14 protein-coding genes, 1 rRNA gene and 1 riboswitch are annotated in these 14,336 nt (G+C 42.3%); all 15 genes read left to right on the top strand.

Annotated features, from left to right (window positions below; translation table 11 throughout):
• Positions 1–30 precede the first annotated feature (30 nt).
• The 15 genes from rrf (at position 31) to purD (ending at position 14,094) form a co-directional block, all read left to right on the top strand.
• Positions 31–146, top strand: a 5S ribosomal RNA gene (rrf, locus tag BIV60_RS02930).
• Between the two features lie 193 nt (positions 147–339).
• Positions 340–882, top strand: a complete 543-nt coding sequence (locus tag BIV60_RS02925) for a DUF2179 domain-containing protein (protein ID WP_071354223.1) — start codon at positions 340–342, stop codon at positions 880–882.
• Entirely contained in the window at positions 879–1,085 is a 207-nt protein-coding gene (locus BIV60_RS02920) for an NETI motif-containing protein (protein WP_071354222.1), read from the top strand. Before BIV60_RS02925 ends, BIV60_RS02920 begins: the two co-directional genes overlap by 4 nt.
• 90 nt (positions 1,086–1,175) lie before the next feature.
• Positions 1,176–1,277, top strand: a riboswitch (purine riboswitch).
• A 126-nt stretch (positions 1,278–1,403) separates the two neighbouring features.
• The gene (gene purE / locus BIV60_RS02915; RefSeq protein WP_071354221.1) at positions 1,404–1,892 is read left to right on the top strand and encodes a 5-(carboxyamino)imidazole ribonucleotide mutase; all 489 of its coding nucleotides are present in this window, start codon (positions 1,404–1,406) and stop codon (positions 1,890–1,892) included.
• Positions 1,885–3,030 carry a 5-(carboxyamino)imidazole ribonucleotide synthase gene (purK, locus tag BIV60_RS02910; protein ID WP_071354220.1) on the top strand — a complete coding sequence of 382 codons (1,146 nt, stop codon included), beginning with the start codon at positions 1,885–1,887 and terminating at the stop codon, positions 3,028–3,030. The genes purE and purK overlap by 8 nt, the downstream gene beginning before the upstream one ends.
• 3 nt (positions 3,031–3,033) lie before the next feature.
• Entirely contained in the window at positions 3,034–4,329 is a 1,296-nt protein-coding gene (purB, locus tag BIV60_RS02905) for an adenylosuccinate lyase (RefSeq protein ID WP_071354219.1), read from the top strand.
• 79 nt (positions 4,330–4,408) lie between these two features.
• On the top strand, positions 4,409–5,122 hold the full coding sequence (gene purC, locus BIV60_RS02900) for a phosphoribosylaminoimidazolesuccinocarboxamide synthase (protein ID WP_071354218.1): 714 nt from the start codon (positions 4,409–4,411) through the stop codon (positions 5,120–5,122).
• Complete coding sequence (purS, locus tag BIV60_RS02895) at positions 5,115–5,369, top strand: phosphoribosylformylglycinamidine synthase subunit PurS (RefSeq protein WP_071354217.1); 255 nt, start codon at positions 5,115–5,117, stop codon at positions 5,367–5,369. Before purC ends, purS begins: the two co-directional genes overlap by 8 nt.
• Complete coding sequence (gene purQ / locus BIV60_RS02890) at positions 5,366–6,049, top strand: phosphoribosylformylglycinamidine synthase subunit PurQ (protein ID WP_071354216.1); 684 nt, start codon at positions 5,366–5,368, stop codon at positions 6,047–6,049. The genes purS and purQ overlap by 4 nt, the downstream gene beginning before the upstream one ends.
• Positions 6,033–8,258, top strand: coding sequence for a phosphoribosylformylglycinamidine synthase subunit PurL (gene purL / locus BIV60_RS02885; protein WP_071354215.1), 2,226 nt, complete (start codon positions 6,033–6,035; stop codon positions 8,256–8,258). The genes purQ and purL overlap by 17 nt, the downstream gene beginning before the upstream one ends.
• On the top strand, positions 8,234–9,646 hold the full coding sequence (purF, locus tag BIV60_RS02880; protein WP_071354214.1) for an amidophosphoribosyltransferase: 1,413 nt from the start codon (positions 8,234–8,236) through the stop codon (positions 9,644–9,646). The genes purL and purF overlap by 25 nt, the downstream gene beginning before the upstream one ends.
• Positions 9,647–9,661: 15 nt before the next feature.
• Complete coding sequence (purM, locus tag BIV60_RS02875) at positions 9,662–10,696, top strand: phosphoribosylformylglycinamidine cyclo-ligase (RefSeq protein WP_071354213.1); 1,035 nt, start codon at positions 9,662–9,664, stop codon at positions 10,694–10,696.
• Positions 10,693–11,295: a phosphoribosylglycinamide formyltransferase gene (gene purN / locus BIV60_RS02870; protein WP_071354212.1), complete on the top strand. Its 603-nt coding sequence runs from the start codon at positions 10,693–10,695 to the stop codon at positions 11,293–11,295. The genes purM and purN overlap by 4 nt, the downstream gene beginning before the upstream one ends.
• Complete coding sequence (gene purH / locus BIV60_RS02865) at positions 11,270–12,808, top strand: bifunctional phosphoribosylaminoimidazolecarboxamide formyltransferase/IMP cyclohydrolase (RefSeq protein WP_071354211.1); 1,539 nt, start codon at positions 11,270–11,272, stop codon at positions 12,806–12,808. Before purN ends, purH begins: the two co-directional genes overlap by 26 nt.
• 14 nt (positions 12,809–12,822) lie before the next feature.
• Complete coding sequence (gene purD / locus BIV60_RS02860) at positions 12,823–14,094, top strand: phosphoribosylamine--glycine ligase (protein WP_071354210.1); 1,272 nt, start codon at positions 12,823–12,825, stop codon at positions 14,092–14,094.
• Positions 14,095–14,336 lie beyond the last annotated feature (242 nt).

The raw sequence follows: 14,336 nt of genomic DNA, 5'->3' as shown, positions 1-14,336 counted from the left end.
TTTTGAGGGAATGATACCTCAAGTAAATAGTCTGGTAACAATGGCGAGAAGGTCACACCCGTTCCCATACCGAACACGGAAGTTAAGCTTCTCAGCGCCGATGGTAGTTGGGGCCTTGCCCCTGTGAGAGTAGGACGTTGCCAGGCACCAAAAAAGACAACCTGATGAAGGTTGTCTTTTTTGGTGTCCACGAATCGCTTGCGCCTGGAACGGTAATCAACAGCCAAATTTAAAAGTGCCAAAAATAAAAATAATTTTCCCAAATTCCCACATCAACCCACTAGACCTTTATAAAAATTGTGCTAAAGTGGGATAAGGATATATAAAGGGGGAGTTAACATGTTAGGGAACAGTGTTGTCATGGTTGCAATCATCCTCGTTATCAATATTGTCTATGTTTCCTTTTTTACAATCAGAATGATTTTAACCTTAAAAGGACAGCGGTATTTGGCTGCTTTCCTCAGCATGATAGAGGTAGTCATTTACGTACTTGGACTCGGCCTGGTATTAAACAACCTCAATGAAATTCAAAACTTAATTGCTTACGCAGTTGGCTACGGCATTGGTGTTATCGTTGGGATGAAAATAGAAGAAAAGCTCGCACTCGGTTATATTACCGTAAATGTGATTACAACAGAGTATGATAAGGACTTACCGGGAATACTCCGGGAAAAGGGATACGGTGTGACAAACTGGGAAGCCAATGGACTGGAAGGAGACCGGATGGCGATGCAAATCTTAACGCCAAGAAAATTTGAATTAAAGCTCTATGACACAATCAAGAAATTGGATCCAAAGGCATTTATTATTTCATATGAACCCAAATCCATCCATGGGGGATTCTGGGTCAAATCCGTAAAAAGAGGGAAATTATTTTCATGAACCAAAAAAGCAAAAAGAAAATGCAATTTGAAGTTCAGGAAAATGAAACTATTGATGAGTGTTTAGCACGAATGAAACATCAAGGATACCTCCCTGTTCGCCGAATGGAAAAGCCGATTTTTCAAGAGGTCAAAAAGGGAAATGAAACCATTTATGAACCAATTGGGCGGCAAATCGTCTTTGAAGGCCGAGTTATCGAGTAAAACACGAACATTCTTAGAATAACTAATTTTAATTGTTCGATTTTAATGGTTGACAGCTATTTGATTGGATTGTAATATAAGTGTGTAGCAAATGACAAATAATCTTACCCTCGTATATCAATGGGAATATGGCCCATAAGTTTCTACCCAATGACCGTAAATTATTGGACTATGAGGGAAAGTCAATATGTTCGGCGACAATTAGGGGCTGCCCTCTACATTGTTGACTTTTTCATCAAGATGCCCGGACAAATGGCTTTCTCTTTTAGAGGATGCTATTTGTCTGGGCTTTTTATTTGGCTAAAAGGAGGATGCGGCATGACAAATCTTGTTGGTGTCATCATGGGGAGCAAATCAGACTGGGAAACAATGAAACACGCCTGTGATATATTGGAGGAATTGGAAATTGCCTATGAGAAAAAAGTAGTTTCCGCTCATCGCACACCGGATTTAATGTTCACCTATGCCGAAGAGGCAAGGGAAAAGGGCATAAAGGTAATTATCGCAGGAGCAGGCGGAGCAGCCCATCTTCCAGGAATGGTTGCAGCAAAAACAACACTTCCGGTTATCGGGGTTCCGGTTCAATCTAAAGCCTTAAATGGTCTGGACTCCTTACTATCGATTGTTCAGATGCCTGGAGGGGTTCCAGTTGCAACTGTAGCGATTGGCAAAGCCGGGGCAGTAAATGCAGGTCTATTGGCAGCACAAATTTTATCAATAGAAAATGCCGATATCGCGAGAAAATTAGAAGCTAGACGCCTTGCAATCAAGGAAGAAGTTCTTGAAAGTGGTGAGCAGCTTGTCTAACAAAACAATTTTACCTGGAGCAACCATAGGCATTATCGGTGGTGGTCAGTTAGGAAGAATGATGGCACTCTCAGCTAAGGCTCAGGGTTACCGGATTGCTGTCCTGGAGCCAACAGCAGACTCTCCTTGCGGTCAAGTGGCAGATACGGAAGTAATAGGCGCTTATGATGATCGTGAAGCGATTAGCCGCTTGGCTGAGATAAGTGATGTAATTACGTATGAATTTGAGAACATTGATGCGGATACACTTGAATGGATTTGTGAACGGGCATATGTTCCACAAGGGCCTAAATTGTTGACGATTACGCAGGATCGGATTAAAGAGAAGGCAGCAATCCGGCAGGCAGATGTAGAAGTAGCGCCATATGAAGTAATTAACAGTCGGGAAGACTTATTTATAAAAATTGAAGTAATCGGATATCCTGCTGTATTAAAAACTGCAAGAGGTGGCTATGACGGAAAGGGACAACTGGTAATAAAGGAAAAGCAGGACTTGGAAAAAGCAGATAAACTTATTCAACAGGGTGCCTGTGTTCTTGAAAAATGGATTTCGTTTGAAAAAGAAATCTCCGTCATCGTCACACGGAAGCTTAACGGGGAAACAGCTATTTTTCCAGTAGCAGAAAACATTCATGAAGAAAATATTTTGCATCAAACCATAGTTCCAGCTCGTATTTCGCTGGTTACTCAAGAACAAGCAATTGAAAAGGCAAAAAAGATTGCCGATTCATTAAATTTGGTTGGAACACTTGCGGTTGAGATGTTTTTAACCGCTGATGGAACGATTTATATCAATGAACTGGCGCCACGGCCTCATAATTCAGGACATTTTTCAATAGAAGCATGTGAGACGTCACAATTTGAACAGCATGTACGGGCTATTTGCAATCTGCCTTTAGGAAGCACTATGCTATTAAAACCGGTAGTTATGGTCAACCTATTAGGAGAGCATCTTGAAGGCCTGTATCAAGAAATTCCGGATAAGAAAGACTGGAAAATACATCTTTACGGAAAAAAAGAACCAAAAGTTAAACGAAAAATGGGACATGTGACAATTCTACGTGATAATGTAACAGTGGCCCTTCAAGAAATTGAACAAAGTGGCATTTGGAAAGTGAAAGAAAAGATCGGAGGATAAGACATGATTGATCGTTATACGAGACCGGAAATGGGTGCAATTTGGACAGAAGAAAATCGCTTTAATGCATGGCTAGAGGTTGAAATCCTCGCTTGTGAAGCTTGGTCAGAACTTGGTGAAATTCCGAAGGAGGATGTTAAAAAGCTTCGTGAAAATGCCTCCTTCAATATTGACAGAATCAATGAAATTGAAGAAGAAACAAGACATGATGTCGTAGCCTTTACCCGTGCTGTATCAGAAACATTAGGGGAAGAGCGTAAATGGGTACATTATGGCCTAACTTCAACAGACGTAGTTGATACGGCTTTATCATATATCCTTAAACAAGCGAATGCGATTTTATTAAAAGACATTGAAAACTTTATCAAGATTTTAAAAAATAAAGCGCAAGAGCACAAAATGACCGTGATGATGGGACGTACGCACGGGGTACATGCAGAACCAACCACTTTTGGATTAAAGCTTGCTCTTTGGTATGAGGAAATGAAACGTAATTTGGAACGTTTCAAGCAAGCTGCGGCTGGTGTTGAATTTGGTAAAATTTCCGGCGCTGTTGGAACATATGCCAATATAAACCCATTCGTTGAACAATATGTGTGTGAAAAGCTTGGTTTGCAAAGTGCACCAATTTCAACACAAACATTGCAGCGTGACCGTCATGCACACTACATGTCAACGCTTGCTTTGATTGCCACTTCGATTGAGAAATTTGCGGTTGAAGTTCGCGGTCTGCAAAAGAGTGAAACGCGCGAAGTCGAAGAGTTTTTTGCAAAAGGACAAAAGGGATCATCAGCGATGCCGCATAAACGCAATCCGATTGGTTCTGAAAACATGACAGGAATGGCTCGGGTGATTCGTGGTTATATGCTGACTGCCTATGAGAATGTTCCTCTATGGCATGAGCGCGATATTTCTCACTCTTCTGCTGAACGAGTGATCTTACCGGATGCGACAATTGCTTTAAATTACATGTTGAACCGTTTTGGTAACATTATTAAAAATCTTACAGTTTATCCGGAAAACATGAAGCGCAACATGGAACGTACACTTGGCTTAATTTATTCCCAGCGCGTATTGCTTGCATTAATTGATAAAGGCCTATCACGTGAAGAGGCATATGATACGGTTCAGCCAAAAGCGATGGAAGCATGGGAAAAACAAGTTCCATTCCGCGGGTTAATTGAGGCTGAAACAAAAATCACCAGCCTTCTTTCACCGGAAGAAATTGCGGATTGTTTTGATTACAGCTATCACTTGCAGAATGTGGATACGATTTTCGACCGCTTAGGTCTGAACTAAAAAATAAATAAGGGGCAGCAGTTGTGCCCCTTTTTCAATCATAAAATTCCCAATATTGCGAAAGCTGGAGGCGTTCCTGATGAAAGAACTTCTATACGAAGGAAAAGCAAAAAGAATTTATAAAACAGAAAATGAACAAGTTGTTTTAGTGGAATATAAGAATTCAGCAACTGCCTTTAACGGTCAAAAAAAAGCTGATATCGCTGGTAAAGGACGTTTAAATAATGAGATTACCAGTTTGCTATTTTTAAAGTTAAAGGAACAGGGCATTGACTCCCATTTCATCGAGCGTGTTTCAGAAATAGAGCAGCTCGTGAAAAAAGTAGAGATTATTCCGCTTGAAACAGTTGTCCGAAATGTAGCAGCAGGAAGCTTTTCTAAACGACTAGGTGTGGAAGAAGGAGCGCCGTTGAAAGCTCCAATTGTTGAATTTTACCTAAAAAATGATGAACTTGGCGACCCGCTAGTGACGAACGACCATATTCTTGAATTGAATTTGGCAACAGAAGAAGAAATCAAGGTTTTAAGAAAGAAAGCTTTAGAAGTTAATGCAGTTTTATCGAGCTTTTTTGAAGAACTGGGCATTCGTTTAATTGACTTTAAACTAGAATTTGGTAAGGACGCGGATGGGCATATCCTGCTTGCCGATGAAATTTCACCTGACACCTGCAGACTGTGGGATAAAGAAACAAATAAAAAGCTCGATAAAGATGTATTCCGTCGGGACCTTGGAAGTTTAACTGATGCATATGAAATTATTTTAGCGAAATTGGGAGGACATCAGCATGTATAAAGTAAAGGTATTTGTCACATTAAGAGAGAGCGTATTAGACCCGCAAGGTAAAGCAGTAACAAATTCTTTACAATCTTTAAATTACAAGGAAGTAGCCGATGTCCGAATCGGTAAATATATGGAGTTAACGATTGAAAAATCAGACCGTGATATTGATGAAGTGATTAATGAAATTTGTACAAATCTTTTAGCGAACCCGGTTATTGAAGATTACCGTTACGAGGTAGAGGAGTGTGTGGCCCAGTGAAATTTGCGGTAATCGTTTTTCCAGGATCGAATTGTGATATTGACATGTATCATGCTATTAAAGATGAACTTGGGGAAGAAGTTGAATATGTATGGCATGATGCTGAAAGCTTAGATGAGTTTGATGGAGTCTTACTGCCAGGCGGCTTTTCTTACGGGGATTATTTACGCTCAGGAGCTATTGCCCGTTTTAGTAATGTCATGAAAGAGGTAGTGAAAGCGGCTGAAGCAGGCAAGCCGGTTATGGGTGTTTGCAACGGATTTCAAATCCTTTTAGAAGCAGGTTTGCTTCCAGGAGCAATGAGACGAAACGCGAGTCTATCGTTTATTTGTAAGCAAGTAGAATTAAAGGTTGAAAACAACCAAACGATGTTTACCTCAGGGCTAGCCGCTGGAGAAAGCATCACGATTCCAGTTGCTCATGGTGAAGGAAATTATTATTGTGACGAAGAAACGCTAGCAAAGCTAAAAGCCAATAACCAAATCGTGTTTACTTACCAGGAAAATCCGAACGGAAGCTTAGAAAATATCGCTGGTATTGTGAACGAAAAGGGAAATGTATTAGGTATGATGCCGCATCCGGAGAGAGCTGTGGACGCTCTTTTAGGCAGTGCCGACGGACTTAAATTGTTTCAATCGATTGTAAAGACTTGGAGGGAAGCACATGTTGTTAACGCGTGAACCAAATCCGAATGAGATTAAAGCGGAAAAAGTATATCAGCAAATGGGTTTGTCCGATGAAGAGTTTGCGTTGGTTGAAAAAATCCTTGGACGCACGCCAAATTATACAGAAACTGGGTTATTTTCGGTTATGTGGTCTGAGCACTGCAGTTATAAAAATTCCAAGCCGGTATTGAAAAAATTCCCGATTACGGGCGAGCGAGTCCTTCAGGGTCCTGGGGAAGGAGCAGGTATCGTTGATATCGGCGATGATCAGGCAGTTGTGTTTAAAATTGAGAGTCATAACCATCCTTCAGCCATCGAGCCTTACCAAGGTGCAGCAACAGGTGTCGGCGGGATTATCCGTGACGTATTTTCAATGGGGGCACGTCCGATTGCGATGCTAAATTCGCTTCGTTTTGGAGAGTTAGATTCAGCACGTGTCCGCTATTTATTTAAAGAGGTTGTCGCGGGGATTGCTGGATACGGGAACTGTATTGGAATTCCAACTGTTGGCGGCGAAATTCAATTCGAGCAATGCTATGAAGGAAATCCGTTAGTCAATGCAATGTGTGTTGGATTAATTGACCATAAAGATATTAAAAAAGGGCAGGCGCACGGCGAAGGCAATACGGTTATGTATGTTGGGGCGAAAACAGGCCGTGACGGAATCCACGGTGCTACCTTTGCTTCCGAAGAATTAACCGAACAATCCAGTGAGGACCGTCCAGCAGTACAGGTTGGCGATCCGTTTATGGAAAAACTATTATTAGAAGCTTGTTTGGAGCTTATTCAATCTGATGCCCTAGTTGGAATTCAAGATATGGGTGCGGCAGGATTGGTCAGTTCTTCTGCGGAAATGGCAAGTAAAGCCGGAATGGGTATTGAAATGAACTTGGATCTTGTTCCACAGCGTGAAACAGGAATGACTCCATATGAAATGATGCTTTCTGAATCACAAGAACGGATGCTCATTGTTGTGAAAAAAGGAAGAGAGCAAGAAATCCTAGATCTTTTTAAAAAATATGATTTAGAGGCAGTTGCAATTGGGAAGGTTACGAGTGATAAACAGCTGCGCTTACTTCATAACGGTGAAATTGTCGCAGATGTCCCTGCGGATGCACTAGCTGAAGATGCACCAGTTTACCATAAACCATCAAAAGAACCTGGTTTTTTTGCAGAGTTCCAAGCAATGGAGAATGAAGTTCCTCAAGTAGAGGATTTAAAAGAAACACTAATAAACCTTTTAAGTCAGCCAACGATTGCCAGCAAGGAATGGGTTTATGAGCAATATGACCACATGGTACGGACCAATACCGTTGTATCACCAGGCTCTGATGCAGCTGTAGTAAGAATTCGCGGCACACGTAAAGCATTAGCAATGACAACGGATTGTAATTCACGCTATGTGTATTTAGATCCGGAAATGGGCGGGAAAATTGCCGTTGCAGAAGCGGCCCGTAATATTGTTTGCTCAGGTGCAGAACCATTGGCAATCACTGACAACTTAAATTTCGGTAACCCGGAAAAACCAGAAGTCTTCTGGCAAATTGAAAAAGCAGCAGACGGCATGAGTGAAGCTTGCCGAGTTCTTGAGACACCGGTAATTGGCGGAAACGTGTCCTTATATAATGAAACGAGCGGAACAGCGATTTATCCGACACCAGTTGTTGGAATGGTTGGTTTAGTAACAGATCTTGACCATATTACAACACAAAATTTCAAAAACAGCGGCGATTTAATTTATCTTGTTGGAGAAACAAAAGATGAGTTCGGCGGCAGTGAGTTGCAAAAACTGTTGAATGGAAAAGTTTTTGGCCGTGCGCCTGAGTTGAACGTCGAGATTGAAAAAGAGAGACAAAATCAAGTCCTGGCAGCAATCCGTGCGGGCGTGGTTGAATCAGCTCATGACCTTTCTGAAGGCGGCCTAGGGGTAGCTTTAGCAGAAAGTCTATTTGCTGACAATCAGCTTGGAGCGGAAGTGAGTATCGCAGGAAATGCTGTTTCAGCTTTGTTTAGTGAAACACAATCTCGTTTCCTATTAACTGTGAAAAAAGAAAACCAAACAGAGTTTGAACGTTTAGTAGATGCAAAATTGATTGGGAAAGTAACCGATACAGCAACATTACAGGTATCAGGCGATAACGGCTTTGTATTTGAAGCTTCGGTGAATGAATTAAAAGCTGCTTGGAAAGGAGCTATCCCATGCTTGCTGAAATCAAGGGATTAAATGAAGAGTGCGGTGTTTTTGGAGTTTGGGGACACCCGGATGCAGCTCAGCTGACTTATTATGGTCTTCACAGTCTGCAGCATCGCGGGCAGGAAGGTACCGGCATTGTTGTAACGGATGGAAAAACACTTAAAGGCGTAAAAGGTGAAGGGTTGGTTACGGAGATCTTTACAGCTAATGCCATGAAAGAATTAACAGGAAACGGTGCAATCGGTCACGTTCGGTATGCAACTGCAGGGGGCGGCGGATATGAGAATGTCCAGCCCCTGCTGTTCCACTCCCAAATCGGAAGTCTTGCACTAGCGCATAATGGAAATCTTGTAAATGTTAATTCTCTCAAACACCAGCTGGAAGCACAGGGAAGTATTTTTCAAACAAGCTCAGATACTGAGGTATTGGCGCACTTGATGAAAAGAAGCGGCTATGCTGAATTGAAAGATCAAGCAAGAAACGCACTTTCCATGCTAAAAGGAGCTTACGCCTACTTGATTATGACGGAAACGGAATTATTGGTGGCTCTTGACCCGCATGGTTTGCGTCCTTTATCGCTCGGCTGCCTTGGTGATGCCTATGTAGTTGCATCGGAAACTTGTGCATTTGATGTTGTTGGAGCGGAATATATCCGTGATATCATGCCGGGGGAACTACTAATCATCAACGATAACGGCATAACATCAGAACAATTTGCTGTAGGCTCAACAAAAGCAATATGTATGATGGAATATATTTATTTTTCAAGACCGGATAGTGATATTCAAGGAATCAATGTTCATACAGCACGGAAAAATCTTGGAAAGCAATTATTTAAAGAGGCTCCGATTGAAGCCGATGTTATTACAGGAGTACCGGACTCAAGTATCTCGGCAGCGATTGGCTATGCTGAAGCCTCTGGCATTCCGTACGAAATGGGATTAATAAAAAATCGTTATGTTGGCAGAACGTTCATTCAGCCTTCACAAGCATTACGTGAGCAAGGTGTAAAGATGAAGCTTTCACCGGTTCGGGGTGTGGTGGAAGGAAAACGTGTCGTTATGGTGGATGATTCAATCGTGCGTGGTACGACAAGCAGACGGATTGTTAATTTGTTGAAAGACGCTGGAGCGACCGAAGTCCATGTGGTCATTAGCTCTCCACCAATTAAAAATCCATGTTTCTATGGAATTGATACAGCAACGAAGGAAGAATTGATTGCTTCTGATAAATCTGTTGAGGAAATTAGAGAGCTAATTGGTGCGGATTCGCTTACCTTCTTAAGTGTCGATGGGATGGTTGAAGCGATCGGCAAAAAAGAGGAGAACGGAACAGGCGGGTATTGCCTTGGCTGCTTTACAGGAAATTACCCGACAGAAATTTATCCTGATACACTTCAATACTATTACCAAAAGTAGGTAGGGGGAACTGTCATGGCAAAAGCGTATAAAGAAGCTGGCGTGAACATCGAAGCGGGCTATGAGGCGGTTGAACGAATGAAAAAACATGTTCAAAAAACAGCAAGGGCCGGAGTAATAGGCGGTTTAGGCGGTTTTGGAGGCATGTTTGACCTATCTGCGCTTCAATTAAAAGAGCCTGTTCTCGTATCGGGAACAGACGGAGTTGGAACCAAGCTGATGCTTGCTTTTATGATGGATAAACATGATACAATCGGCATCGATGCGGTGGCAATGTGTGTCAATGACATCGTGGTCCAAGGAGCAGAGCCGTTGTATTTCCTTGATTATATCGCCTGCGGAAAGGCTGTGCCGGAAAAAATTGAGGCAATTGTAAAAGGCATTGCGGATGGCTGTGAACAGGCAGGATGTGCTTTAATTGGTGGGGAAACGGCAGAAATGCCTGGTTTGTATAATGAAACGGAATACGACCTTGCTGGATTTTCAGTTGGGGCATGTGAAAAATCACAATTGATTACGGGTGAAGCGATTAAACCTGGGGATGTGCTTATCGGATTAGCTTCAAGTGGAATTCATAGTAATGGCTATTCCCTTGTCCGCAAGGTTTTTGCAAATCATTCTTTAACGGAGTACGTTGAGGAACTTGGCTGCACGCTCGGAGAAGAGTTGCTCAAGCCTACAAAAATCTATGTAAAATCGATTTTATCAGCGTTGAAAAAATTCAACTTAAAAGGGATGGCCCATATTACCGGCGGCGGTTTTATTGAAAATATCCCGAGAATGCTCCCAGAGGGACTTGGTGCTGCCATCCAGGAACAAAGCTTTAGTATTCCACCAGTATTTAACCTGATGGAATCTGTTGGACAAATTGACCGGCAGGAGATGTACAACATCTTTAATATGGGAATTGGCATGGTCATTGCGGTAGATCAGAAAATTGCTTCAGATGTACTTGAACATTTTGGGCAATGCGGTGAAACGGCATATGAAATTGGGATTGTGACCGAAACGGAAGGAATTAGCATTATTCCGGCTGGAGGAAGAAAATGAAAAGAATAGCTGTATTTGCATCAGGGAGCGGGAGTAATTTCCAAGCCATTATTGATGTTGTTCAATCTGGAGAGCTAAAGGCCGATATATCTCTTCTTGTTTGTGACAAACCTGGTGCTTTTGCGGTTCAACGTGCAAACACCGCCAGGATTCCAAGTTTTGTATTTTCTGCAAAGGATTATCCAACCAAGGAAGCTTATGAAACTGAAATTCTTTCAGAGTTAAAAAGGCATGGGGTGGAATTGGTCATACTGGCCGGTTACATGCGATTAATTGGTCCGACCTTACTCAGAGAGTATCAAGGGAAAATCGTCAATATCCATCCATCGTTACTTCCTGCTTTTCCGGGGAAAGATGCCATTGGTCAAGCACTTGCTGCAAAAGCCGAATGGAGTGGTGTTACCGTCCATTATGTGGATGAGGGAATGGATACAGGCCCAATTATTGTCCAAGAACGCGTTCGATTGGATGAAAATGAAACACATGAAAGCCTGCAAAATAAAATCCATGCAATCGAGCATAAATTATATCCGGCAATTATACAGGTGCTTTTAACACAAGGGGGAATTGTAAATGGCAAAAAAGCGAGCACTTATTAGTGTTTCAGATAAAACAGGCGTTATCGAGTTTGCGAAAGAGTTAGTGAACCTTGGATTTGAAATTATTTCTACGGGCGGAACAAAGAAAGCAATTCAAGAACAAGGAATTCCCGTTCTTAGTGTAAGTGATGTTACCGGTTTTCCGGAAATCTTAGAAGGCCGTGTTAAAACGTTGAATCCGTTTATTCATGGTGGTTTATTGGCTAAGCATGACAATCCTTCACATCAAAATCAAATGGAAGAGCACGGGATTGAGCCGATTCAGCTCGTGTGTGTAAACCTCTATCCATTCCAGCAGACCATTGAAAAGCCGGATGTGACCGTAGCCGATGCAATTGAAAATATTGATATTGGCGGACCAACCATGCTTCGTGCTTCAGCGAAAAATCATCAATATATCACAGTGGTAGTCGACCCTGTAGATTACCAAACGGTTGTTGAGGAATTAAAAGCCGAAGGTCAAACGAAGCTTGAGACGAGAGTTAAGCTTGCAGCAAAAGTATTCCGACACACTGCCGCATATGATGCGTTGATTGCACAGTATATGACAGATTTAGCTCAAGAAGAAACACCAGAAAAATTAACGGTAACGTATGAATTGAAACAATCACTTCGCTACGGTGAAAATCCACACCAAAAAGCAGCTTTTTATAAAAAACCATTGGGTTCTGCCTTTTCAATCGCGAATGCAGATCAGCTTCACGGGAAAGAGCTTTCCTATAATAATATTAATGACGCAGAAGCAGCCATCCAGATTGTTAAGGAGTTTTCAGAACCTGCTGCAGTAGCAGTTAAACATATGAATCCATGTGGTGTTGGTACTGGTAAATCCATATTTGATGCCTTTGAAAAAGCATTTTCAGCTGACCCTGTTTCAATTTTTGGCGGAATTATTGCGCTTAATCGGGAAGTGGATGCACAAACAGCAGGAAAACTTCGTGAAATTTTCTTAGAAATTATTATTGCTCCGGCATTCTCTGAGGAAGCATTGTCGATTTTAATCGGGAAAAAGAATCTCCGTCTTTTAACGATTCCATTCGATTCAGCTAAGAAACCTGAGTTAAAAATGACCACCATTGAAGGCGGACTGCTTGTCCAAGAGCAAGATCGTTACACACTTGAGGATGCGACCATTACGATTCCAACAAAAAGACAGCCAACAGAAGAAGAATGGGAATCATTGAAACTTGGCTGGCAGGTTGTGAAACATGTTAAATCAAATGCCATCGTTGTCGCAAGAAATGGAATGACCATTGGAGTCGGTGCCGGTCAAATGAACCGGGTTGGAGCAGCGGAAATCGCTCTAATACAGGCAGGAGAAAAAGCGGTAGGTGCAGGTCTTGCCTCTGATGCCTTTTTCCCAATGAATGATACTGTTGAAGCAGCAGCAAATGCAGGAATTACCGCTATTATTCAGCCAGGCGGGTCTATTCGTGATGAAGATTCCATCAAGAAAGCGGATGAGTATGGGATTGCCATGGTCTTTACCGGAGTAAGACATTTCAAACACTAATGGGGGTATCGTTTGTGAAGGTTTTAATCATTGGGCGTGGCGGAAGAGAGCATGCGATTTGCAGAAAAGTAAGTGAAAGCAAAAGCGTTGAGCAGGTATTTGCAGCCCCTGGAAATCCAGGGATGGAAGATGTTGCAACACTTGTACCAATCGCAGAGTCCGAACAAGAAAAATTGATTCAATTTGCAAAAGAAGAAGGAATCGGTTTGACGATTATTGGGCCGGAAGTTCCGCTCCTTGAAGGACTGGCCGATCGTTTTGCCGAAGCAGGCCTTCCTGTATTTGGTCCAAAGAAAGCTGCTGCTGAAATTGAAGGCAGCAAGTCGTTTGCGAAGGAATTAATGAAAAAATACCAAATTCCTACAGCTGATTATGCAGTGTTTACTTCTTTTGCGGAAGCAAGAGATTATGTAGAAGAAAAAGGTGCACCGATTGTTATCAAAGCTGATGGATTAGCAGCAGGTAAAGGTGTCACTGTAGCGATAACTAAAGAGGAAGCACTCGAAAGCCTAGAAGAAATGCTGGTCGGCGCTAAGTTCGGAGCCGCTTCTTCCCGAGTTGTCATTGAGGAATTTTTGGCCGGTGAAGAGTTTTCCTTGATGGCATTTGTTAATGGAGAGACGGTGATTCCTCTTGAAATCGCCCAAGACCATAAACGGGCGTTTGATGGAGACCAAGGTCCAAATACGGGTGGAATGGGAGCTTATTCTCCTGTACCGCAAATTAGCAATGAAACGGTTCAAACTGCGGTGGAAACTATTCTTAAGCCTGCGGCAAAAGCAATGGTTTCAGAAGGCCGAAGCTTTTGTGGAATTTTATATGCCGGACTGATTGCAACGGATAAGGGGCCAAAGGTAATTGAATTTAACGCAAGATTTGGAGACCCGGAAACCCAGGTTATTTTACCTAGGCTAAAATCTGATTTGGTTCAAGTGATTTTTGAGCTATTGGACGGAGGGGCACCAACTCTTGAATGGGACGAGCAGACGATGATCGGGGTTGTCGTGGCGGCAAAAGGCTATCCAGAGTCCTATGAAAAGGGTGCAGTTCTTAAGGGATTAAACGAATTTAGTGAAAAAGCTTATGTTTTTCATGCCGGAACAGCGAAAAATGAGCAAGGTGAGTTTATAACGAACGGCGGCAGAGTCTTGCTTGTTGGTGCTCTTGGTGAAACTGTGGAGGATGCCCAGCAAAAGGTTTATGCAGAACTGAAAAACCTGCAATGTGATGGTGTTTTTTATCGAAAAGATATCGGAGCTAAAGCAGCTAGGTTTGTGAATAGCTAATTAAGTGGGGGCTGGCCATTGCGGCCAGACCTCTTCATTATTTTGAAGCGAGGGTTTAAGATGCCCGAGAAGAGGAAAAAAGAGAGTTGACGGTAATCGAAGAAGGCTGTAGATGCCCGAGAAGAGGAAAAAAGAGAGTTGACAGTAACCGAAGAAGGTTTAAGATGCCCGAGAAGAGGAAAAAAGAGAGTTTACGGTAACTGAAAGAGGCTGTAGATGCCCGAGAAGAGGAAAAAAGAGAG

Origin of the sequence: Bacillus sp. MUM 116 (assembly GCF_001866655.1) — a bacterium.
Lineage (GTDB): Bacteria > Bacillota > Bacilli > Bacillales > Cytobacillaceae > Neobacillus.
The sequence above is the reverse complement of the archived record's forward strand: the minus strand, read 5'-3'. Positions and strand labels throughout refer to the sequence as shown.